This window comes from Thalassospira sp., assembly GCF_030690045.1.
Taxonomy (GTDB): Bacteria; Pseudomonadota; Alphaproteobacteria; order Rhodospirillales; family Thalassospiraceae; genus Thalassospira.
The window spans coordinates 24,209-45,379 of the sequence record NZ_JAUYHK010000003.1; the positions used below are offsets into that span (position 1 = coordinate 24,209).

At 56.6% G+C, this 21,171-nt stretch carries 22 protein-coding genes; 18 read left to right on the forward strand and 4 right to left on the reverse strand.

Annotation, left to right across the window (positions count from 1 at the left end; translation table 11 throughout):
- The first annotated feature begins 87 nt into the window (after positions 1-87).
- The 3 genes from Q8O73_RS01740 (at position 88) to Q8O73_RS01750 (ending at position 1,748) form a co-directional block, all read left to right on the forward strand.
- A complete protein-coding gene (locus Q8O73_RS01740; protein WP_305553996.1) occupies positions 88-996 on the forward strand; it encodes a J domain-containing protein in 909 nt (302 codons plus the stop codon).
- Between the two features lie 102 nt (positions 997-1,098).
- The gene (locus tag Q8O73_RS01745) at positions 1,099-1,518 is read left to right on the forward strand and encodes a DUF411 domain-containing protein (RefSeq protein WP_305553999.1); all 420 of its coding nucleotides are present in this window, start codon (positions 1,099-1,101) and stop codon (positions 1,516-1,518) included.
- A complete protein-coding gene (locus Q8O73_RS01750) occupies positions 1,515-1,748 on the forward strand; it encodes a hypothetical protein (protein WP_305554001.1) in 234 nt (77 codons plus the stop codon). Before Q8O73_RS01745 ends, Q8O73_RS01750 begins: the two co-directional genes overlap by 4 nt.
- Positions 1,749-1,754: 6 nt before the next feature.
- Here Q8O73_RS01750 and Q8O73_RS01755 read toward each other — a convergent pair whose 3' ends face one another.
- On the reverse strand, positions 1,755-3,113 hold the full coding sequence (locus Q8O73_RS01755) for a YihY family inner membrane protein (protein ID WP_305554004.1): 1,359 nt from the start codon (positions 3,111-3,113) through the stop codon (positions 1,755-1,757).
- A gap of 214 nt (positions 3,114-3,327) precedes the next feature.
- Here Q8O73_RS01755 and fabI point away from each other — a divergent pair, with 214 nt between their 5' ends.
- The 5 genes from fabI to Q8O73_RS01780 all read left to right on the forward strand — a co-directional run bounded on the left by fabI (position 3,328) and on the right by Q8O73_RS01780 (position 7,574).
- Positions 3,328-4,158, forward strand: coding sequence for an enoyl-ACP reductase FabI (gene fabI, locus Q8O73_RS01760; protein WP_305554007.1), 831 nt, complete (start codon positions 3,328-3,330; stop codon positions 4,156-4,158).
- 78 nt (positions 4,159-4,236) lie between these two features.
- Positions 4,237-5,325 (forward strand): chorismate synthase, encoded by a 1,089-nt coding sequence (gene aroC, locus Q8O73_RS01765; protein WP_305554010.1) that lies wholly within the window; start codon positions 4,237-4,239, stop codon positions 5,323-5,325.
- Between the two features lie 147 nt (positions 5,326-5,472).
- Entirely contained in the window at positions 5,473-6,312 is an 840-nt protein-coding gene (locus Q8O73_RS01770; RefSeq protein WP_305554013.1) for a hypothetical protein, read from the forward strand.
- A 180-nt stretch (positions 6,313-6,492) separates the two neighbouring features.
- Positions 6,493-7,095, forward strand: a complete 603-nt coding sequence (locus Q8O73_RS01775; RefSeq protein WP_305554016.1) for a TetR/AcrR family transcriptional regulator — start codon at positions 6,493-6,495, stop codon at positions 7,093-7,095.
- A gap of 11 nt (positions 7,096-7,106) precedes the next feature.
- Positions 7,107-7,574, forward strand: coding sequence for a DUF2269 family protein (locus Q8O73_RS01780; RefSeq protein WP_305554019.1), 468 nt, complete (start codon positions 7,107-7,109; stop codon positions 7,572-7,574).
- Here Q8O73_RS01780 and Q8O73_RS01785 read toward each other — a convergent pair.
- Positions 7,567-8,520 (reverse strand): DMT family transporter, encoded by a 954-nt coding sequence (locus Q8O73_RS01785; RefSeq protein WP_305554022.1) that lies wholly within the window; start codon positions 8,518-8,520, stop codon positions 7,567-7,569. The two genes, Q8O73_RS01780 and Q8O73_RS01785, sit on opposite strands and share 8 nt — an antisense overlap.
- Before the next feature lie 132 nt (positions 8,521-8,652).
- Here Q8O73_RS01785 and Q8O73_RS01790 point away from each other — a divergent pair, with 132 nt between their 5' ends.
- Positions 8,653-9,534 carry a LysR family transcriptional regulator gene (locus Q8O73_RS01790; protein WP_305554025.1) on the forward strand — a complete coding sequence of 294 codons (882 nt, stop codon included), beginning with the start codon at positions 8,653-8,655 and terminating at the stop codon, positions 9,532-9,534.
- Between the two features lie 99 nt (positions 9,535-9,633).
- The gene (locus Q8O73_RS01795) at positions 9,634-10,065 is read left to right on the forward strand and encodes a heme-binding protein (RefSeq protein WP_305554028.1); all 432 of its coding nucleotides are present in this window, start codon (positions 9,634-9,636) and stop codon (positions 10,063-10,065) included.
- Positions 10,066-10,075: 10 nt separating this feature from the next.
- Here the strand turns inward: Q8O73_RS01795 and Q8O73_RS01800 are convergent, their stop codons facing one another.
- The gene (locus Q8O73_RS01800; protein WP_305554031.1) at positions 10,076-10,816 is read right to left on the reverse strand and encodes a TlyA family RNA methyltransferase; all 741 of its coding nucleotides are present in this window, start codon (positions 10,814-10,816) and stop codon (positions 10,076-10,078) included.
- Between the two features lie 32 nt (positions 10,817-10,848).
- Entirely contained in the window at positions 10,849-11,526 is a 678-nt protein-coding gene (locus Q8O73_RS01805; RefSeq protein WP_305554034.1) for a GntR family transcriptional regulator, read from the reverse strand.
- A 321-nt stretch (positions 11,527-11,847) separates the two neighbouring features.
- Between Q8O73_RS01805 and dctP the strand changes: the two genes are divergently transcribed.
- The 8 genes from dctP to Q8O73_RS01845 all read left to right on the forward strand — a co-directional run bounded on the left by dctP (position 11,848) and on the right by Q8O73_RS01845 (position 21,124).
- A complete protein-coding gene (dctP, locus tag Q8O73_RS01810) occupies positions 11,848-12,855 on the forward strand; it encodes a TRAP transporter substrate-binding protein DctP (RefSeq protein ID WP_305554037.1) in 1,008 nt (335 codons plus the stop codon).
- An 82-nt stretch (positions 12,856-12,937) separates the two neighbouring features.
- Complete coding sequence (locus tag Q8O73_RS01815; protein WP_305554040.1) at positions 12,938-13,597, forward strand: TRAP transporter small permease; 660 nt, start codon at positions 12,938-12,940, stop codon at positions 13,595-13,597.
- A gap of 13 nt (positions 13,598-13,610) precedes the next feature.
- Positions 13,611-14,930 (forward strand): TRAP transporter large permease, encoded by a 1,320-nt coding sequence (locus Q8O73_RS01820; protein WP_305554043.1) that lies wholly within the window; start codon positions 13,611-13,613, stop codon positions 14,928-14,930.
- Positions 14,930-16,246, forward strand: coding sequence for a malonyl-CoA decarboxylase (locus tag Q8O73_RS01825; RefSeq protein ID WP_305554046.1), 1,317 nt, complete (start codon positions 14,930-14,932; stop codon positions 16,244-16,246). Before Q8O73_RS01820 ends, Q8O73_RS01825 begins: the two co-directional genes overlap by 1 nt.
- 15 nt (positions 16,247-16,261) lie before the next feature.
- The gene (locus Q8O73_RS01830) at positions 16,262-17,779 is read left to right on the forward strand and encodes a malonyl-CoA synthase (RefSeq protein ID WP_305554049.1); all 1,518 of its coding nucleotides are present in this window, start codon (positions 16,262-16,264) and stop codon (positions 17,777-17,779) included.
- A 94-nt stretch (positions 17,780-17,873) separates the two neighbouring features.
- Positions 17,874-18,860, forward strand: a complete 987-nt coding sequence (locus Q8O73_RS01835; RefSeq protein WP_305554052.1) for a quinone oxidoreductase — start codon at positions 17,874-17,876, stop codon at positions 18,858-18,860.
- A 948-nt stretch (positions 18,861-19,808) separates the two neighbouring features.
- Positions 19,809-19,961: a hypothetical protein gene (locus Q8O73_RS01840; RefSeq protein ID WP_305554055.1), complete on the forward strand. Its 153-nt coding sequence runs from the start codon at positions 19,809-19,811 to the stop codon at positions 19,959-19,961.
- 380 nt (positions 19,962-20,341) lie between these two features.
- On the forward strand, positions 20,342-21,124 hold the full coding sequence (locus Q8O73_RS01845; protein ID WP_305554058.1) for an SDR family oxidoreductase: 783 nt from the start codon (positions 20,342-20,344) through the stop codon (positions 21,122-21,124).
- Positions 21,125-21,171 lie beyond the last annotated feature (47 nt).

Here is a 21,171-nt window from a genome sequence, read left to right on the forward strand (position 1 = left end):
CTTGCCCGGTTGCGCCGTTTTGCTGCCGGTTTCAAACCGATGGCAAATCGCACAGCATATCTTTCACGTATTCCGACCGGACAGGCAATGCAGGACCCATACAAAATACTTGGCGTTTCCAAAACGGCCTCACAGGACGACATCAAAAAAACCTATCGCAAACTCGCCCGCGAATTGCACCCTGATGTCAATCCGGGTGATCCGGCGATTGAGGAAAAATTCAAAAAAGTCTCGGCGGCCTATCATCTGATTGGTGATGCCGAACGGCGCAAAAAATATGATGCCGGTGAAATCGATGCCGAAGGCCGTGAAACCGGGCCGTTTGGCCGTGGCGGTGCACGCGGGGGTGCCTATCAGGGCGGCGGCGATCCGTTTGGATTTGCCGGAGCCAATGCCGATGATATTTTCGACGAAATTTTTGGCAATCGCGGCCAGCGTGAGGGCAGTGGATTTGGCAGCCGCCGGGCAACCAAGGTCAAAGGTCCGAACATTTCCTATGAACTCAGCCTGGATTTGAAAGAAGCCCTTTTGGGCGGTACGCGCCGCATCAACCTTGCCAGTGGCAAACAGCTTGAAGTCCGTATCCCGCCCGGCAGCGAAGACGGCCAAACCCTGCGCCTGAAAAATCAGGGCATGTCCGGCATGAATGGCGGAGAGCCAGGCGATGCCCTGATCAAACTGCATGTTCATCCCGATCCGCTTTTCCGGCGCGAAGGCAACGATCTGCATTGCGATCTGGCGATATCATTGCCCGAGGCCATCCTTGGTGGCTCCATCGAGGTGCCGACGATTGACGGCAAGGTATCGATGAAAATTCCGGCCAATGCCAATAGCGGTACAATCCTGCGCCTGCGTGGCAAGGGGGCGCCGCATGGCAAGGATCACCGCGGCGACCAATATGTGCATCTGACCGTCAGACTGCCGGAAAAACGCGATGACGATTTGGTGAATTTTGTCCGGGACTGGGCAAAGAACAACAGTTATTCGGCCCGATAATCCTGCATCGCAGCACATCCTTGACCGCACTCAAGACATCAAATGGCATTTTCGGGGAAACCTTGGTTCTATGGTTTCCCTGAAAATACCGGATGTCGGATCATGCGCCCCCTTGCCCTTTTACCCGTCACCATCGCCCTGGCCGGGGCTGCCTTTGCGGCTTTTGTCGCAACGGCACAGCCGAAAATCATCCTCTATGAAACCGACGACTGTACTCCGGACGAAAACTGGATCAGCGGCTTGCAAGCCGAGGGATTTGACGTTCGGCGTGAACTGGTTGCCGATACCAACGGTTTGCAAGACACCCTGCGCGTGCCCACAGGCCTTCGGGATTGCCGGGTCGCACAGGTGGCAGGATACAGCCTGATTGGCTCGATTCCGGCATCGGACACCATTCATCTGTTGCGCAAAAAACCCGGCGATGTCATTGCGCTTGCCCTTGACCCTGACGGACAGGGCATTGTTGCCCTGCATCACGATGGCTCGGTCGAACGCAACCCGGCACAGAGCCAACAGCCATGACCCAGAACACCCGAATTCGCCTTGTCCTGACGGCAACAGGATTTGGTGCTGCGACCATTTTGTGGGCGGCTGCATTATTCATGCACACCATGTTGCCAGATGGCGGCACCAAGTCAGTCATGCCTGCCTTTGATCTGTTTATGGCAGTGACATTCAGTCTTGCGATTTTCGGCGGGCTGGGATTTGCAACAGCCCTGCTGGTGGAAAAATACGACAAACGGGGGCATTGAACCGAATCATTCGGCCTGTTGCGCCATATCGGCAGGAACCGCATCGTTGTTGTTTTGCTCTGGCTCCGTCGCTTTAACCGGTTCTGGCACGCGGTCTTCTGATTTTGGCAAGTCGAGTAAATCTGCCACGGGGATTTTCAAAACCGATTGCCGTTTTTTCTTTAATTCAATCAAACGTTTGCGCACCACCGACGGCCACCCACCATCGGCCCCCGCCAGCAACAGGCGATCATGATCCATGAACATACCAATACGCGCCATGAGTTCGGCCAGCGTAATCCGCGTCAGATCACCTGACAGTAACCAGCGATGCTGTTCACTGCGATCAATCAGTTTTTCCCGCCGCAGAACCGCCAGCGCCCAGTTCAAATCCCGCGCACTCAGCTTTAAATCCCTTAGCAGATTGCGATAACTGGGCGGGGTGGCGGCATTGCGGAACCGGTTGCGCAGATATTCCAGAACCCGCAACACTGCAATCAGCCGTTCCACATGCCCCGGCACCGTGCTGCGCGGATCGGGGATCAAGCCCGCCGCCCGCGCCGCCCGCCATTCAGACCGGGCGGCAGCCACTTGCGCACCCAGCAAAATCACAAGCCAGGTCAGATATACCCACAACAGGAAAATCGGCACCACCGCTACCGCCCCATAAATCGTCTGATAGGTCGGAAAAGTGATAACGTAATAGCCAAATCCCTTTTTCAGGCCTTCAAACAGAATGGCGGCAACCACACCACCGACAATGCCGTCCTTCCAATCGATGGCGCGATTGGGCATACCGATAAACAACAGTGAAAACGCAAATGCCGACAGCACAAACGGGGCCAGCAAGGTCAGATTACCAATCTGTTGCCCCACTTCGTCACCACCCAGCCAATACCGCATGGCAAAAAGATAAGACGCCAGCGACAGGCTAAGTCCCAGCAAAAGCGGTCCAACCGTAATCAGCGTCCAGAACACCAGCACCCGTGACAGCAATTTGCGTGGCGTTGTCACCCGAAAAACATCATTCATCACGGTTTCGATGGAGCCCAGCAACATCACCGCCGTTACCCCCAAAACAATCGTGCCGATTGCCGTCATTTCCCCGGTATTGGCCAGAAACCCTGCCAGATATTCCGTCACCTGTTGCCCGGTTGCAGGCAGGAAATTGTCAAAGGCCAGCCTCATGATCTGATCTTTCCACTGATCAAACACTGGAAAGGCCGACAACACCGTCAGGGCAATCGCCAAAAAAGGCACAATCGCCAGAAGGGTCGTATAAGACAGGGCCCCGGCGCGCTGGAACAAATTGTCATGGGTAAAGCGCAGCAGGGCATACCGCCAGAAACCAGTCCGGTCATCCAGCAATTTCCGCCATTTCACCATTAAACTCTTATCCTTGGGCATTTTCCCGCTATACTGGTTTTCCACCGTTGGAGGCAAACTCCAGAGTAACGCGCCTTGCACAGATAAAACAGGCCAGATTGACCTTCGCCCGGCTTTGTGTAGGATGCGCCAATGTAAAAAACCGACTGCGCCGGATCAACCTTGACCGGGAATTGTCCATCGCAGCAGAGAGATTGCGGGAACGAGAGGGAATATGAGCCTGTCCGCCGAACATATTTCGGGCCTGATGGCCGGTAAGCGGGGCCTGATCATGGGCGTCGCAAATGATAAATCAATTGCCTGGGCGATTGCCCGTGCGTGCGGAATGGCCGGTGCCGAACTTGCCTTTACCTATCAGGGCGAAGCACTTGAAAAACGTGTCCGGCCGCTGGCCGAAAGTGTCGGCAGCAATATTTTGTTGCCGTGCGACGTCACCGACACCGACAGCATGGATGCGGTTTTCGATACCCTGAAGGAAAAATGGGGCAAGCTGGATTTCGTCGTCCATGCCATTGCCTATTCCGACAAAAACGAGCTTAAAGGCCGTTATGTCGATACGTCGGCCGAAAATTTTGCCCGCTCCATGAGCATTTCGGTTTATTCCTTCACCGCGATTTGCCAACGGGCGGAAAAACTGATGACCGAAGGCGGTTCGCTTTTGACCCTGTCCTATTACGGGGCGGAAAAAGTCATGCCGCATTACAATGTCATGGGGGTCGCCAAGGCCGCCCTTGAGGCCAGCGTCAAATATCTGGCCAATGACCTTGGTCCTGACGGGATTCGCGTCAATGCGATTTCGGCCGGTCCGGTCCGCACCCTTGCGGCGTCGGGCATTGGCGATTTCCGCTATATCCTGAAATGGAACGAATATAATTCACCGATGCGTCGCAACGTATCGATGGATGATCTGGGCGGTTCGGGCCTGTATTTCCTGTCCGAACTGTCCACCGGTGTTACCGGCGAAACCCATCATGTCGATTGCGGTTATCACACTGTCGGCATGAAACAGGTAGATGCCCCTGACATCAACGTGCAAAAAGAATAATGCGCGTCTGCTTCGATCCGGGCTGCCGGTGGGCGGCCCGATCGCCTTTTTATCTGATATCTTTTCTGGATTTTGGTCATGGCCGGTAACAGTTTCGGGACGCTCTTTCGCTTCACCACCTTTGGCGAAAGCCACGGCCCGGCAATTGGCTGTGTAGTGGATGGTGTGCCGCCGCGTCTGGATTTGTCCGAGGCCGATATCCAGCAATATCTGGAAAAACGCAAACCCGGCCAGTCGCGCTTTACCACCCAGCGCCGCGAACCCGACGAGGTTAAAATCCTGTCCGGCGTTTTTGAAGGCAAAACCACCGGCACCCCGATTGGGCTTTTGATCGAAAATGTCGATCAACGATCCAAGGATTACGGTGAAATCAAAAACCAGTTTCGCCCAGGTCATGCCGATTACACCTATTGGGAAAAATATGGCATTCGTGATTATCGCGGCGGCGGGCGGTCTTCGGCCCGCGAAACGGCGATGCGGGTCGCCGCTGGTGCGGTAGCACGCAAGGTTTTGGGCGACGACATCAAAATCCGTGGGGCCTTGGTTAAAATGGGCACCAAAGAAATCAATCGCGCCAACTGGGACTGGAACGAAATCGACAACAACCCGTTCTTTACTCCCGATGCGACGGCGGTTCCGGTATTTGAAGATTATCTGGACGGCCTGCGCAAGGAAGGGTCCAGCGTTGGCGCCGTGATCGAAGTTATTTGTTCCGGCGTGCCGGTGGGCCTTGGCGACCCAATTTATGACAAACTGGATGCGGATCTGGCCAAGGCGATGATGACGATCAATGCCGTCAAGGGTGTTGAAATCGGCAATGGTTTTGAGGCCGCCGAACTTACCGGTATTGAAAATGCCGATGAAATGCGCATGGGTTCCGATGGCAAACCGGTCTTTTCATCCAACCATGCCGGGGGCATTCTGGGCGGGATTTCATCGGGGCAGGATGTGGTGATCCGCTTTGCGGTCAAACCGACCAGTTCCATCCTCACCCCACGCAAAAGTGTCGATATTTCCGGCAAGGATGTCGATGTCGTTACCAAGGGCCGTCACGACCCCTGCGTTGGCATTCGGGCGGTTCCGGTTGGCGAGGCAATGGCTGCCATCGTTCTGGCCGACCATCTGTTGCGCCATCGCGCCCAATGCGAAGGCTGGAACAAGACATAGGTTTATCGCCGATCATTTTGCGATTTTTACGTCACATGCGCCTGCCCTGCCCGTCTTATGGGCATGAACCCGACATTGTACAGAGCCCTGCTGCTGCTCGCTTCATCCAATCCAACCGGCCCTGCCAAAATGGCAGATCCGGCGAAGATGGCGGCTGACACTGGCGAACGCACCATTCTTTATCCCGATGAACCGGCCGATATCCCTGGCTGGGGCATCACGGCCTTGCCTGCGATGATTTTGGGCGGAGCTCCGCAAAGCTGCCTGTTTGTAAGCGATCTGAGCATCTCCACGCCACAGGATGACAAACCGGCAACCGACAACAGCAGCGCCGATACCGCTACGACCGACACGCAAGCCGTCAGTGGCGAAACCGCAACCTTTACCTTGGCGGTCAATACGCCATGCGCCCCGGATGGCCCCCTGATGGCGCGCCGGGTGACGTGGACCCTGACCGCCCCTATTGTCTATTTCCGCACCCAGCAATCGACCAAGGGAACGACCCGTACGCCGGTTGTCCGCACAGAATTGATGATCAAGGGAGTCTCTTGCCCGGTTGATCTCGGCCTGATGACGCTTGCCGAGATCGAACAACCGCTTTTGCTGGGGCTGGATGCCCTTGATGGGCGGTTCCTGATTCAGCCCGACCGGCCCAAGTCCGCCCCACCAGTCGCCGTTCCCAGCGCCACCCCGCCGGTGCAGCCTGCAACCGCAACGCCAGCTCCACCACCGGCCCCCCTGCCAAACCCGACACCGCCCCCCAAAACCGTACCCGAAGAAACACCGATTCCGACGACGCCTACACCATCAACTGGAGATGATGTACCAACACCCCAGATCCCGGATACAGCAGCGACAACAACAGCAGACGATCCTGCCATACCGACACCCGTCTCAACACCAGACACGTCAACAAACTCTGCCCCGGCACCCCCACCGGCCCCTGCCACATTTCCGGCGTCAGACAACCCGTCCCCCACGGGCTGAACAACGCCTCATCTGTCGGCAAAAGGCACATCCCCCGGCCTTTTGCCGACATCTTTTCATCCCTCGACCCCTGCACCTTACCCGGACCGTGCCCCCACACGGTCCGGCTTTTTGTCTTGACCTTTGGATACAAACTTATATGTTAACATCATTAACATATAAAAAGACGGAAATGGGCAAGTGAGTAATTATCATCATGGCGATGTGCGCAACACTTTGTTGCAACAGGCCGAAACCATCCTGCATCAGGAAGGCCCCGGCGGCCTGACATTAAGGCGGCTGGCGCGGTTAACCGGCATATCCGAAGCCGCCCCCTATCGGCATTTTGACGGAAAGGATGGCATTTTGGCGGCAGTGGCGATTGCCGCCTTTGACCGCTTTGCCGACCGCCTGCAACAGGTCGCAAGCCAGCATGCCGATCATCGGGATCGTGTCATGGCGCTGGGCGCTGCCTATGTCGGCTTTGCCCTTGATCATCCGCAGCATTTTCGCCTGATTTTCGGACGCGAACGCCCGCCGCTGGATCAATATCCCGACCTGCGCGAGGCCGCGGATAATGCCTTTGACGTGCTGCAACGCGCCGTCACCGCGATTGACCGCCGGGCCGACATGACCCTAACCGAAGCCGCCACCGCCTATAATCGCGCCCTTGCCGCCTGGAGCCGGGCGCACGGCATCGCCACCCTGTTGATTGACGGTATGATCGTGCCGCCCGCCGATCAGGATATCGAGGCCTTCATTCTGGGCCTACTGTCCGAAGATTTGACCGCCCCAAGTGCATAAGGAATTTAAATATGGATTTCGCCACCCTGAAATTTGTTCATCTGCTGGGTGTTGTCTTATTCATGGGCAATATCGTGGTCACTGCCCTGTGGAAAAGCCTTGCGGATCGAACCGGCAATCCGGCGATCATCGCTCATGCCTGCCGTCTGGTTGTGGTCACCGATCTTGCCTTTACCGCCAGCGGCAGTTTATTGCTGGTGATCGGCGGGATGGGCATGTTGCATCTGGGTGGCATTGATCTTGCGACCCGCCCCGATTTGCAAGCTGGTATCATGCTTTTTGTGGTGGCCGGTGTAATTTGGCTGGTCGGCCTGATCCCGGTTCAACGGCGTATGGCACGGCAAAGCCGCGATAGCCTGGCGCAAGGCCACGCTGAATTGCCTGCAAGTTACCGTCGAGATGCGCGGCGCTGGAACAGTCTTGGCATTATTGCAACGGTTTTGCCGCTGGCGTCGCTTTGGTATATGATCGTCAGATAACCGACCGGCGGCGTTTTCCCGTCGCGATCAACAGGGCAATCACGATAAAAACAGCGCCCAGCGCGTGATAGACATTCAAAACCTCGCCCAGAATAACCGCACCGAGAATCGCCGACATAAAGGGCTGACACAACAGGATCATCGAGCCGGTGGCCTCGTCCACCCGCTTGAAACAGACCGACACCATGCCCTGCCCGCCAATATGACTGACATAGGCAAGGCCCATCAGGGCCAGCCATCCGGCTGTTGCCTGCGGCAGATCAATCTCGCCGCGCACCAGCATCAAAAGACCAATCGACAGGGCGGTAACAATCGTACTCCACAGCATGATCTCAAGGGCGGTATGATCGCGGCGCAATTTGGCGATCACCACGAAATATACCCCGTAAAATGCAGCCGCGATCAGAGCCATGATATCGCCCATCATGGATCCGCTACCCGATGCACTGGCGGAAAACAGGCAATAACCGCCAATCAAGGCTACCGCCATCCCGATCCAGAACCGTTTTCCCGGCCGGGTAGCAAACCCGGCAAGACCCAGCAAGCCGACGAATAAAGGGGCAAGGTTATTAAGCAAAATCGCATTGGCAACGGTCGTCATGCCAATCGCCAGATGCGCAAACACCAGATCGGCAGCAAACAAAACACCGGCCAGAATCAGCAATCCCGGACGACGGCGCACGCGTGCAGCATCCCGGCCCGGCTTTTGCGCATCGCGCCGTGTTATGATCAAGGCGGCGATCATAAAGGCCGGGGCCGAAAGGGCGACCCGCCAAAAGGCCGAAGCATCGGCCGAAATGCCCGACAATCGCACAAAAATTGGCCCCAGCCCCATGCAGGCTGCCGCCAGAACCAACCCCAGAATCGCCAGAACCGGAATCGTCGCAGCAGAAGGAACGGCGGGGGTGGCAGAAGATGCAACAGGGGTGCAACCGGCATTGCTCATGACAGGGGCCTCGAATAAAGATAATCTGCAAGAACGCAAGGTGGCACCTTGCGCTGGATGGTGTGTGCACATTGCCCTGAAAACAGAAAAATGTGAAATTGCTTTGACTTATGACCGGGATAACGGGCGCTTATGGCACTTTTGAATGTCGACATCGATTTGTTGCGAACTTTTTTGACTGTGCTGGAAACCCAAAGTTTCACCCGCACCGCCGAATTATTGTTGCGCACCCAACCCGCCATCAGCCAGCAAATGAAAAAACTGGAAGACACCGTAGGCGCGCCATTGATCGCGCGGGATCGTAACCGCATCACACCCACCACCACCGGCCTTGTCGTCAAATCCTATGCCCAAGGGATCATCGGCCTGAATGACCGCATGATCGCCGATCTGATCGACAGCGCCCCGCCGGTTTTGCGCATTGGCCTGCCCGATGATTACGCCGCCGTTTTCCTCCCGGAAATCCTGCGTCTTGCCGCCGAACGACTGCCCAATACCGAAATCAGTTGTCATGCAGGGTTAAGTCTCACTCTCGCCCGTCAGGTCGCCAAGGGCGAACTGGATCTGGCGATTCTTACCGCCGATCCCGACCGGCCTTGCCTGCATGTGATTAACGAACCGCTGGTTTGGGTAGCGGCATCGGGGTTTGATGCCACGCAACGCCCCTTGCCACTGGCGACTTTTCATGATGGCTGCACGATCCGGCAAAGCGGCCTTGCGACATTGCAGGATCATTACATCCCGGTGCGAATCAGCCATTCCAGCAATGCCAACACCATGATCATCACCGCAATTTCCGGGGGCCATGCGATGGGCGTGATGCCAGCCTGCACCGCCCGACATGCCGGGTTACGGACCATCACGGATGCTGCCTTGCCACCCCTGCCCGATATCAGCATCGCCCTGCAAATCCGCGATCAGGCCAGCCCGGCCATCCGCAAACTTGCCCTTGCCGCAATCGAGGCTGTTGATCCCGCCATGCAGCAAAACGGCCTGACCCGGCACCGTGCCTGACCGCCTTCATTCCACCATGCGAAAAGACTTTGCGGGACAATTGCCTGTGTCATTCCCATTCCGTTAGGATCGGCCAAACACCGAAAAGGGAACGAAACGATGCTGACAATCAAACGCCTGTCGATTGACGATGCGAAAATCCTGATTGATGGTGCACGCCATCGCGCCACGGAAATCGGGGTGCCAATGTGTATCGCGATTACCGATGAATCTGGCGTGTTGATTGCCTTTGAACGCATGGATGGCGGCAAGGTCACCAGCACGACAATCGCACAGGACAAGGCCTTTACGGCGGCGGCGGCCCGCAAGGCAACCCACGAATACGCCGCCGTGGCCCAGCCGGGCGGCGTTGCCTTTGGCATCGACAGCGAAGTCGGCGGACGGCTTTCCATCGTTGCCGGGGGATTACCTGTGATTGTTGAGGGTGATGTGGTTGGTGGCATCGGGGTCAGTTCCGGCACCCCGCCACAAGATCAGGATTGCGCACAGGCCGGAATTGAACATTTTTTGAAAACCATCAGCAAGCCGTAAGAAAACCGCCTTACCCGCCCTTGCACCCGCCAATCAGAAATTCAACATTGCCTTCGGGGCCGGTGATCGGGCTTTCGGTGATGCCCAAAACCTGCCAGTTTGGAAGATTAGCAAGCCAATCTGAAATGGTATCGCAGACTTCCTGATGCAGTTCGGGTTCGCGGACCACACCCTTTTTGCCAACCCGGTCCTTGCCAACCTCGAATTGCGGTTTGATCAGCGCAATCAGATATCCACCGGGTTTGACCAGATCAAGGCTGGCCGGAAGCACGGTGCGCAGGCCGATAAAACTGGCATCGCACACCACCATGTCGATGGTATCGGGGATTTGTTCGGCGGTCAGATGGCGGGCATTGGTTTTTTCCATGACAACAACCCGGTCGTCATTGCGCAATTTCCAATCCAGCTGCCCATGACCGACATCAACGGCAAACACCTTTGCCGCCCCGTTTTGCAGCAACACGTCAGTAAATCCGCCCGTGGATGAACCGACATCAATCGCCGTAAAACCGGTGACATCGACACCAAACTGTACCAGCCCCTTTTCCAGTTTCAACCCACCGCGCGATACCCACGGATGCGGTTGCCCGCGCAAGGTCAGGGAAACATCCTCAGCAACCGGCATGCCCGGTTTATCAAGGCGCTTTTCACCGGAAAACACATTTCCGGCCATGATATATGCCTGCGCTTTGGACCGGTTTTCCACCAATCCGCGTTCAACAAGCATCTGATCCAAACGTTTTTTTGCCATGAACGGGTTTTAGCGCAGGAAAACTGTTCCGTCTAGCTTGCCAGCGGTTCCAGATAGGCGCGCGGGACAATCGCCAGCAGATCGTTTAGCGCCTCGCCCTGCACCGCGACATGGGCGCGCATCAGATCACCCGCCTGCACGGCATCCCCGGTTGAAATCGCCTTGAGGATATCGGCGTGTTCGTCGCTGGAACGTTCGACACGTCCGGGCCGATGCAATTGCAGACGGCGATAGGGCGACAGACGGTTGCGGACATTCTTGGTCTGACGTTCCAGATAGGCATTACGGCATCCGGCATAAATTGCCTCGTGGAACCGCACATTGGCCTCGTAATAGCCATCGGCATTGGCATGATCGCGCAGGGCAGCACATTCCGCCGACAGGGCAAACAGTTTTTCAACATCAACCCTTGCCATCCGACGGGCCGCCAGACGGGCACACATGGCTTCCAGTTCGGCCATAACTTCAAACATTTCGATCAGTTCGGCAATGGTGATTGACGCCACAACGGTGCCGCGCCGAGGCATCGTGGTGACAAGGCCGGTTCCGGCCAGGGTCTGCAAGGCTTCGCGCACCGGGGTGCGGGAAACGGCAAAACGTTCGCTCAGGCTGCGTTCATCAAGACGGTCGCCGGGCTTGAGAACCCCGGTCACAATATCGCGTTCCAGTGCCTGCACCAGATCGGTTGCCAGTTTGCCAGTCGGTGCCATGCGCATTCCTCCGTCGTCACGCCCGCCATCTGGTATACCAGAACACATAAAATAAGACCGAGCAAAGAATTTCAACGGCGAAAAACAGAGAAAATCTGCTGCATTGCAAAAGTTTTTACCGCAGAATGCCAACGTTTGGCGCAAAACCTGTGATTATATCGTGTGGCACCGCACAAGTCATTTTTGGTATACAAAAACACATAGACAGCATGCCAGAAATCTGTAACGATTTTTAACAGTGGGGAAGATTTAACCCAAAACGGGCGCACCAAGACGCTTTCCACAGATCATACAAACATCTGCTTCATCAGGGAGGAAACGATGAAGAATTTTAAAAACAGCCTTAAACTGTCCGTCGCCGCCATTGGCATGTCAATTGCCGCTTTTGGCATGGGCAGCAGTGCCTCTGCCGAAACCCTTAAACTGTCACATCAGTTTTCAGGGACAGACATCCGTCACAAAGTCGCTGAAATTCTGGCCGAGGAAGTCAAGGCCGCCAATGTCGATCTGGAAATCCAGATTTTCCCGTCCAGTTCGCTGTTCAAAGCCAACGAACAATGGACCCCGATGACCCGTGGCCAGCTTGATATGATTGTCTATCCGCTGGCCTATGCCGGTGGCCGTCATCCGCAATTCAACCTGACCCTGATGCCTGCCCTGGTCAAAAACCATGACCATGCCAACCGTCTGAACCAGTCGCCCTTTATGGACAAGATCGAGGAAATCCTGAACGGGGATGAAGTCGTCACCATTGTAAAGGGTTGGCTTGCCGGTGGTTTTGCCTCGACCAAAGGCTGCATCAAACGGCCAGAAGACGTCAAAGGTCTTCAGATTCGCGCCGCAGGCAAGTCTTTTGAACAGATGTTGCAGGGTGCCGGTGCATCGATTGCCGCCATGCCCAGCTCGGAAATCTATCCGGCAATGCAGACCGGCGTTCTTGATGCCACCAATACCAGTTCATCAAGCTTTGTTTCCTATCGCCTGTATGAACAGGTCAAATGCTATACCCCCGCGGCAGGTAATGCCCTGTGGTTCATGTATCAGCCGGTCCTGATGTCCAAAAAATCCTATGACAAGCTGAACGACGCCCAGAAAGAAGCGCTGGCGGCAGCCGCCGAAAAAGCCCGCGCCTATTATGACGCCGAAGGCCGCGCCGAGGACACCGCCAGCATCACCGTTTTCAAGGATGCCGGTGTTGAAATCGCCGATCTGAGCGACGAGGATTTTGCCGCGTGGCAGGACCTTGCGAAAAAAACCTCCTACGAGGCCTTCGTCAAGGAAACGCCGAATGGTCAGGAACTGCTTGATCTTGCCCTATCTGTAGAGTGATCCGGATGCGGCCACGAGGATTTATCTGGCCTCGTGGCCGTCCCTTCCCCAAATTGATGACTGCGAATACAAGAGGTCGGGTATGAGCAACGGCTCTTCCAATCACACTGCCACCGGTACTGCGCCGCAAGACCGGCGATCCCGCAATTATGTGCCGCCACCGCCCGATATCGAACCGGTTTCAGACGAGGACCAGACGGCCCCGGTCGTCCGCACGGTAACCGGCGTTGATCATTTTATCCGTGCCGTTCATCTGGCCTCGCGCGTTTCCGGTGTGATGGCCGCGGCAATGTTTTTTGTCGCCATGCTGATCATCTGCCAGCTTGTTTTCATGCGCTATATCCTCAATGCCTCTACCGTCTGGCAGACCGAGGCCGTGGTTTATCTGATGATTGGCGCAACCCTGATCGGGTTGTCCTATGTGCAGTTGCTGCGCGGGCATGTCAATGTGGACCTGCTGCCGATGTATCTGAAACGCGGACCGCGCAAGATTCTGGCCAGTTCCACCCTGATTTGTGGTCTGGTCGTCAGCGGGATTTTCACCGTTTATGGCACCGAAATGGTGATCGAGGCCTATGACGGTGGCTGGAATTCCCCAACGATCTGGGCCGTTGCGCTGTGGAAACCCTATAGCGCCCTGCCGATTGGTTTCGGTTTGCTTTTCCTGCAATTTTTCGCCGATTTGCTGGGCCTTTTGACCGCACGGACAAAAGCCTTCCATCTCGATGACAGCCCGGTCTGAGGAGAAAACGTCTATGGACCCGTTACTTCTCGCCGCCATTGTCGGCATTCTGACGACCCTCGTTCTGTTTTCCGGCATTCCGGTTGGCATTGGTCTTTTGATGATCGGCCTTGGCTTTATCGTCGTGTTTGACGGGGTGGACGCCCTGCCGCTTGTCCCCGAAATCCTGTTTAGCAAGCTGGAAAGTTTTGAGGTTCTGGCCATCCCGATGTTCATCCTGATGGGGGCCGTTGTGGCGTCATCGCGCGCCGGGGGCGATCTTTATTCAGTACTCGACCGCTGGCTGACAAGGGTTCCGGGCGGACTTGTGATTTCCAATCTGGGGGCCTGTGCAATATTTTCGGCACTGTCGGGATCATCGCCCGCCACCTGTGCCGCCATCGGCAAGATGGGTATTCCTGCGATGCGCGAACGCGGCTTTCCCGATACGGTTGCCGCCGGGTCAATCGCCGCAGGCGGTACGCTGGGCATTCTGATCCCGCCCAGTGTCACCATGATTGTCTATGGCATTTCCACCGACACCTCGATCGGTCGCCTGTTTCTGGCCGGTTTGTTACCCGGCCTGATGCTGACTGCCCTGTTCATGGCATGGTCGCTTTATTCGACCTGGCGGCAGGATGGCACCGGTGGGGCGCTGGCATCGGTCAAATATTCGTGGAAGGAAAAATTTGAAATCCTGCCGCGTGTCCTGCCGTTCCTGGCAATCATTGCCGCCGTGTTGTTCGCCCTTTATGGCGGGGTTGCCACCCCGTCGGAAACAGCCGGGGTGGGTGCGCTGTTTTGTCTTGTGACCGCCATTGTGGTTTATCGCATGTGGCAACCGGGCAAACTGTGGAACATCATGCGCGATACCACCAGGGAATCGGTGATGATCCTGTTGATCATCGGGGCGGCCGGGTTGTTCAGCTATATGCTGTCGTCCCTGTTCATCACCCAGTCGATTGCCCAATGGATCAGCGCGATGGATGTCAATCGCTGGGTCCTGATGGGGTTCATCAACATCTTTCTGCTGATTTCCGGCTTTTTCCTGCCGCCGGTCGCCGTGATTTTGATGTCGGCGCCAATCCTGTTGCCCGTCATCATCAATGCCGGATTTGATCCTTACTGGTTTGCGGTGATCCTGACGATCAATATGGAAATCGGCCTGATCACCCCGCCGGTCGGACTGAATTTATATGTCATCAACGGCATTGCACCGGACATCCGCCTGCAAACCATCCTGCGCGGGGCGATGCCCTATGTTCTGTGCATGGTGGTGGCGATCCTGATCCTGTGTTTTGTGCCGGAAATTGCCACATGGCTGCCTGATACCGTGATGGGAGGAGCCAGATAATGTCACGTATTTCCGTTCGCAACTGGATATCAAGCATCGCCGATCGCGGGCGGGAGCTTTTGGACCTGCCGCTTTCAACCCCGCAGGACAGTTATCGTCCACTTGCCAATCTGTGCCGCGACCTTGTGTCGCAAAAGGGCGAGGCCCGTGGCACGGCACTGGCCCGCGAGGTTGTCCGCATGTGGGAAAATCTGCCGGCCACGGATCATCTGAAATTTTTCGAGATGATGCAGAATGATTTTTCCGCCAAACGCGATGCGGTGATCAAGGCCGCCGATGCCTATAAAGCCGATCCCACCGAGGCAAACCTTGCGGTTCTGACACTGGCATCCGAACCGGCACGGCAGGAATTGCTGCGCCGGATCAATATGGCACCGGGCGGGACAAGGGCGATTGTCGATATGCGCGAGGCGCTGATTGACCTGCTCAAGACCAACCGGCATCTGGAACCGCTCAATGCCGACATGCAGCATTTGCTGATGTCGTGGTTTAACCGAGGGTTTCTGGAACTGCGCCATATTGATTGGGATACATCGGCCGCCATTCTTGAAAAACTGATCCGTTACGAAGCGGTACATGAAATCAAGGGATGGGATGATCTGCGCCGTCGTCTGGCACAAGACCGCAAATGTTTCGCCTTTTTCCATCCGGCCATTCCCGATGATCCGCTGATTTTTGTCGAGGTCGCGCTAGTGCATGGTCTGGCCGATAGCGTTCAGGCCCTGCTGGAGCCGGAAATCGACATCGAGGCCAAAACCAGGGCCAACACCGCCATTTTCTATTCGATCAGCAATTGTCAGGAAGGCCTGAAAGGCATTTCGTTTGGCAATTTCCTGATCAAGCAGGTGGTGGAGGAACTCAAACGCGAATTTCCGCAATTGACGGTTTTCGCCACCCTGTCGCCGATCCCCGGCTTTATGGGATGGTTGCGCACCCGCCAGAAAAGCAAGGCCGATGATGCCGATCAGGCCGCCATCGTTCTTGATACCATGAGCAATGATGACTGGATCAATGATCCGGAACGCACCGAGGCCCTGAAACGCCCGGCCATGCAATTATGCGCCCGTTACCTGTCGCAGGGGCAGCGCGGCAAATCGCCGCTGGACCCGACCGCCCGGTTCCATCTGGGCAACGGGGCGCGGCTTGAACGGCTGAACTGGCTGGGCGATATTTCGACCAAGGGCCTGCGCCAGTCGGGCGGTATCATGGTCAATTATGCCTATCGCCTTGATGAAATTGAACGCAATCACGAAGCGCTGGTCAATGACGGCAAGATCGCAGCATCGCGGTCTGTCTTGCAGCTTGCGGGAAACTGAACAGAAAGCAACACCATGTCTGACAATCTTTACAGCCAATTTATCACCCGTTTCCCGACCGACCGTTCGCGGGTTTTTCTGATCGAACAGGATGGTACGGAGCTTAGCTTTGCCGGTCTGATCGACCGGGTGGGTCGTTATGCCACCGTTCTGGCCGATCAGGGGGTTGTCAAAGGCGACCGGGTTGCCGCCCAGATTGACAAATCATCCGATGTGATTGCGCTTTATCTGGCCTGTTTGCAACTGGGTGCCATCCATTTGCCGCTCAATACCGCCTATACCGGCGATGAAATCGCCTATTTTCTGGGCGATGCCGCCCCGCGTGTTTTTGTCTGTCAGCCCGCCCATCTTGCCACGGCAACGGAAATTGCCGGTCGGTGCAAGGTCGATGCCGTCCTGACCCTTGGCACCCGGCATGACGGCAGCCTTAATGACCTTGCCGCCAAGGCCGCCGCCCGCAAGGATATTGTCGATGTCAGCCGCGATGACATTGCCGCCATTCTTTATACATCCGGGACAACGGGCCGTTCCAAGGGGGCGATGCTGACCCATGGCAATCTGGCATCCAACGCCCTGACCCTGCATCAGGCATGGGGGTTCAAACCGGGCGATGTGTTGTTGCACGCCCTGCCGCTGTTTCATACGCACGGGCTGTTTGTTGCGGTCAATATCATGCTGGTCAATGGCGGCACGGTGGTGTTGCTGTCGAAATTTGATGCCGATGACATCATTGCCCGCATGCCGACCGCCACCGTCATGATGGGGGTGCCGACATTTTACACCCGTCTTTTGGCGCATCCCGGCTTTACCCGCGAGGTGGCGGCCAATATGCGGCTGTTTGTATCGGGGTCGGCCCCGCTTCTGGCCGAAACCCATGATCAGTTTTTCGACCGCACCGGCCATAAAATTCTGGAACGTTATGGCATGACCGAAACCTGTATGAACACTTCCAACCCGCTTGATGGCGAACGCCGCCCCGGTGCCGTTGGCCCGACCCTGCCCGGTATCGAGGCGCGGGTCTGTGACAAGGATGGCAATATCCTGCCTGCTGGCGAAATTGGTGTACTGGAAGTGCGCGGCCCCAATGTGTTCAAGGGATATTGGCAAATGCCGGAAAAAACCGCGTCGGAATTTCGCACGGACGGGTTTTTCATCACCGGCGATCTCGCCACGATTGGCGAGGATGGCTATATCACCATTGTCGGGCGCGACAAGGATCTGATCATTTCCGGCGGTTTTAACGTCTATCCCAAGGAAGTCGAGGAGATCATCGGCGATTATGACGAGGTGGAAGAAGTCGCCGTTTTTGGCCTGCCCCATCCCGATTTTGGCGAAGCAGTTGCCGCTGTCATTGTCCCGGCCAAAGGCAGCACGCCCGATGTCGAGGCCATCATCAAACGCACCCAGGACAAACTGGCGAAATTCAAGGTTCCCAAACGCATCTGGACCCTCAAGGAACTGCCGCGCAACACGATGGGCAAGGTGCAAAAGGCCGAACTTCGCAAAAATTACGCAAATACCTTTTCCTCCTGAATGTCTCCCTGCAATCTGTCTGATTGCACCTTGATGCGTCGGCCGTTCCAGTCGGTCGGCGCATCCTTTCTTTTTCTGCTGATGGAGAAAACCGATGTCCGATACCTCTGCACGCCGCGTTGTGATCGATCAGTTCGGGGATGCCCCGGTCATGCATCTTGAAACGGTGGACCTGCCCGCCCCGGCGGCAGATGAAGTGCGCCTGCGTCACACGGCCATCGGTTTCAATTTTATCGATACCTATCAGCGCAGCGGATTTTACCCGTTGCCATTGCCATCCCCGCTGGGCCATGAGGCCGCCGGAATTGTCGAGGCCGTGGGGGCGGATGTTGCCGACATTCGGGTCGGCGACCGGGTGGCCTATATGAATGGCGGGCTGGGGGCCTATGCCGACCGCCGCAATGTTGTGGCGAATCGTCTGGTCAAATTGCCCGATACGGTGTCCGATGAAGACGCCGCCGCCCTGATTTTCAAGGGCATGACGGCGCAATATCTGATCAAAAGAACATACGCCGTGCAACCGGGCGACATGGTGATCATTCATGCCGCAGCGGGCGGAGTCGGACAAATCCTGTCGCGCTGGACCAAGGCGCTGGGCGCGTTTGTGGTGGGCACCGCCGGGTCGGATGAAAAATGCGCGAGTGCCCGTGCGGCCGGATGCGATATTGCCATCAATTACCGCAAGGAAGGCTGGGCCGAGACCCTTTTGGCGGCGACCAACGGGCGCAAGGCACGGGTGGTTTACGACTCGGTCGCCAGGGATACTTTTTTGCAGTCGCTTGACCTGACCGCGCCGTTTGGCATGGTGGTTCTGTTTGGCGCGGCATCCGGCCCCGCCCCGGAAATTGCCCCGGAATTGCTCAATAAAAAGGGATGTCTGTATCTGACGCGCCCCTCGGTCTTTCCGCACAATGCCGATACCGCAACCTTCCGCGCCAATGCCGCCGATCTGTTTGAGGCCATCGGCAAGGGGTATGTCACGGCCAGCATCGGCGCACGCTTTGCCCTTGATGACGTGGTCAAGGCCCATCAGGCCGCCGAAAGCCGCACCACAACCGGGTCGATCCTGCTGATCCCGTAAGGGGGTTGACGGTGTGTTTTTTTTGCACCCTGCCCCGGCCATCAAGCCATTGATTTTACAACTGTTTTGATCTTTTGGCGGCGCATACCCAAAGTTTTTTCAGATTTTTTGAAAAAAGTTCTTGATTTGTTCTTTTCATTGCGGCATAACAGTAAAGTCAACGGGACAATTCCGCCCGGACCGAAACCCGCAAGGCTTATGCCTTGCGGGTTTTTGCGTTTGGGCCAGAGGAAAGAGGCGATGATGATGCAGCGTTACATGGACAGACAGGATGGCGGGCGGACCACCCGCAAGAGGATGACCGGCAGATGGAAAAGCCATTACGGAGGCCCTGCGCGGGTCCGCTAACCCGGCCATTTGTCAAGACGCCCGAATTGCGTCTTGTTGGTGGCACGCCCTGCCCGGATCGGGGCGGGAGCCATCCGGTCTTGCCGGGGTGGCAGGAGCGGGTGGTGGGTCCGTTGCCGGGCGTTTGGCGTGGCGGACGGAGGCACGAGGTTTGTCCGGGCTTGTCCGGTTCCTGTGATTGCGGGAAAGGCGGGTTGTGGCCGGGCCGGTTAACGCGGGGCCGGTTGATGCGGGGCGAAGGCCCGGCGGTGGAAGGGAGACCCAAGCCTGCATTTTCGGATGCGGCGGGTGGGGCAGACGGGGGTATGGGCGCCATATCAGGTACCCCTGATGGAGCCGCACCAAAATCCCACGGGGGTAGTCCGTCTTGTGTGCATCGGTCCTGCCCGGTTGGCGATTTGGGTGGGGGTTTCTGGCCGTCACCGCCGCGAAAGCGAGAGCCAGCTTGCGGTTGCCGGGTTTCCGGGGGGCATGGGAAGGGCGGTGGCGGAGGCCTTTTCAGGATACGTCATGGTATCACCAAAGTCAGGAATTGGAGGGGGCGGAGGTATTTTCATGATCCATCAGGGTGCCACGAAAGTCAGGGATTGGAGGTGCTGCATGGCGACCAAAACACGCGAGCAATTTGCACCGCAGGTAAATTCGGAAATTCTGTCGGCTATCTGCGATCTGGCACAGGATGAAGGACGGCAGATGCAGGCCCTGAGAGATGAGGCGCTGACCGATCCGCAATCCGCGCCGCTTGTGCTTTAAAACCATCGATGCATTTGGCATGCCGCCCGGTCAGATTTTTCTTCGTCGGCGTCACGGGAACCAATCCTGTCAAAGTTCAGGGATCGGCTCCCGCATTTTTCCGGGCAAGTCCAATTTGGGGGTGATCTTCAGCAGGATTCCCCGTTCCTGTTGATGTGTCAAGGGAATGTGGCGAAATGACCGGAGCATTCCTGTGTTTTCGCCGGTTTTTGTCGGTTTGCCTTGCACATTTTGCGGGTGGTGGGGATGGCGGTTTTGGGTGGGGTGGAATTGTGGTATCCCTGCCCTGCCCCAATGACCGGAAGCCCGGCAGGATATGTCCTTCTTTCGCGTGAAACCGGAAACATCTTTTAGATCAAACAGTCAAGGCGGGAACAACCATGCGCACACTTCATCAGAACCCTGTTGTCTTCATCACTGGCGGCGCACAGGGACTGGGTCTTGGCATGACGCGGCATTTTCTGGATCGTGGCTGGTGCGTTGCCCTGTTTGACCTTGATGGCGATGCCGGGGCGGAGGCCATCGCCGCCCTGCCACAGGATCGGCAAGACCGCGCCCTGTTTGTGGCGGGCGATGTTTGCCATGAAGACGATATCATGCGGGCCATTGCAAAAACCGTTGCGCAGTTTGGCCGCCTTGACGGGCTGGTGAATAATGCCGCCATCGCCCATCCCCATCATGACGCGATTGAAGATCTGGCATGGCAGGACTGGCAACGGGTGATCAATGTCAATCTGGGCGGGGTATTTCTGGCCACCAAACATGCCGCACCGCATTTGCGCAAAACCGGCGGGGCGATTGTCAATATCGCCTCGACCCGTGCCTTTCAATCCGAAACCAACAGCGAAGCTTATGCGGCGTCCAAGGGGGGCATTGTTGCCCTGACCCATGCGCTGGCGATCAGTTTTTCTGGCGCGATCCGGGTCAATGCGATTGCGCCGGGCTGGATCGAAGTTGGCGATTTTCAAAAATCGGCCAACCGGATATCCCCCACCCATTCCGACACCGACCGCAACCAGCATCCGGTGGGCCGGGTCGGCACACCGGCCGATATTGCACAGGCGGTTGAATTTCTGCTGGACCCGACCCGATCAGGATTTATGACCGGCGAAACCATCCGCATTGATGGCGGCATGACCCATAAAATGATCTATGCCGAATAAAACGCCGCCCACCGATATGGTGGCAGGCGGCACCCCGCAATCAGGCG

What these genes read in the sequence shown, in the direction of transcription:
- Q8O73_RS01740 (WP_305553996.1), top strand. Translation starts at nt 88, where the DNA reads ATGCAGGACCCATACAAAATACTTGGCGTTTCCAAAACGGCCTCACAG.
- Q8O73_RS01745 (WP_305553999.1), top strand. Translation starts at nt 1,099, where the DNA reads ATGCGCCCCCTTGCCCTTTTACCCGTCACCATCGCCCTGGCCGGGGCT.
- Q8O73_RS01750 (WP_305554001.1), top strand. Translation starts at nt 1,515, where the DNA reads ATGACCCAGAACACCCGAATTCGCCTTGTCCTGACGGCAACAGGATTT.
- Q8O73_RS01755 (WP_305554004.1), bottom strand. Translation starts at nt 3,113, where the DNA reads ATGGTGAAATGGCGGAAATTGCTGGATGACCGGACTGGTTTCTGGCGG.
- fabI (WP_305554007.1), top strand. Translation starts at nt 3,328, where the DNA reads ATGAGCCTGTCCGCCGAACATATTTCGGGCCTGATGGCCGGTAAGCGG.
- aroC (WP_305554010.1), top strand. Translation starts at nt 4,237, where the DNA reads ATGGCCGGTAACAGTTTCGGGACGCTCTTTCGCTTCACCACCTTTGGC.
- Q8O73_RS01770 (WP_305554013.1), top strand. Translation starts at nt 5,473, where the DNA reads ATGGCGGCTGACACTGGCGAACGCACCATTCTTTATCCCGATGAACCG.
- Q8O73_RS01780 (WP_305554019.1), top strand. Translation starts at nt 7,107, where the DNA reads ATGGATTTCGCCACCCTGAAATTTGTTCATCTGCTGGGTGTTGTCTTA.
- Q8O73_RS01785 (WP_305554022.1), bottom strand. Translation starts at nt 8,520, where the DNA reads ATGAGCAATGCCGGTTGCACCCCTGTTGCATCTTCTGCCACCCCCGCC.
- Q8O73_RS01790 (WP_305554025.1), top strand. Translation starts at nt 8,653, where the DNA reads ATGGCACTTTTGAATGTCGACATCGATTTGTTGCGAACTTTTTTGACT.
- Q8O73_RS01795 (WP_305554028.1), top strand. Translation starts at nt 9,634, where the DNA reads ATGCTGACAATCAAACGCCTGTCGATTGACGATGCGAAAATCCTGATT.
- Q8O73_RS01800 (WP_305554031.1), bottom strand. Translation starts at nt 10,816, where the DNA reads ATGGCAAAAAAACGTTTGGATCAGATGCTTGTTGAACGCGGATTGGTG.
- Q8O73_RS01805 (WP_305554034.1), bottom strand. Translation starts at nt 11,526, where the DNA reads ATGGCACCGACTGGCAAACTGGCAACCGATCTGGTGCAGGCACTGGAA.
- dctP (WP_305554037.1), top strand. Translation starts at nt 11,848, where the DNA reads ATGAAGAATTTTAAAAACAGCCTTAAACTGTCCGTCGCCGCCATTGGC.
- Q8O73_RS01815 (WP_305554040.1), top strand. Translation starts at nt 12,938, where the DNA reads ATGAGCAACGGCTCTTCCAATCACACTGCCACCGGTACTGCGCCGCAA.
- Q8O73_RS01820 (WP_305554043.1), top strand. Translation starts at nt 13,611, where the DNA reads ATGGACCCGTTACTTCTCGCCGCCATTGTCGGCATTCTGACGACCCTC.
- Q8O73_RS01825 (WP_305554046.1), top strand. Translation starts at nt 14,930, where the DNA reads ATGTCACGTATTTCCGTTCGCAACTGGATATCAAGCATCGCCGATCGC.
- Q8O73_RS01830 (WP_305554049.1), top strand. Translation starts at nt 16,262, where the DNA reads ATGTCTGACAATCTTTACAGCCAATTTATCACCCGTTTCCCGACCGAC.
- Q8O73_RS01835 (WP_305554052.1), top strand. Translation starts at nt 17,874, where the DNA reads ATGTCCGATACCTCTGCACGCCGCGTTGTGATCGATCAGTTCGGGGAT.
- Q8O73_RS01840 (WP_305554055.1), top strand. Translation starts at nt 19,809, where the DNA reads ATGGCGACCAAAACACGCGAGCAATTTGCACCGCAGGTAAATTCGGAA.
- Q8O73_RS01845 (WP_305554058.1), top strand. Translation starts at nt 20,342, where the DNA reads ATGCGCACACTTCATCAGAACCCTGTTGTCTTCATCACTGGCGGCGCA.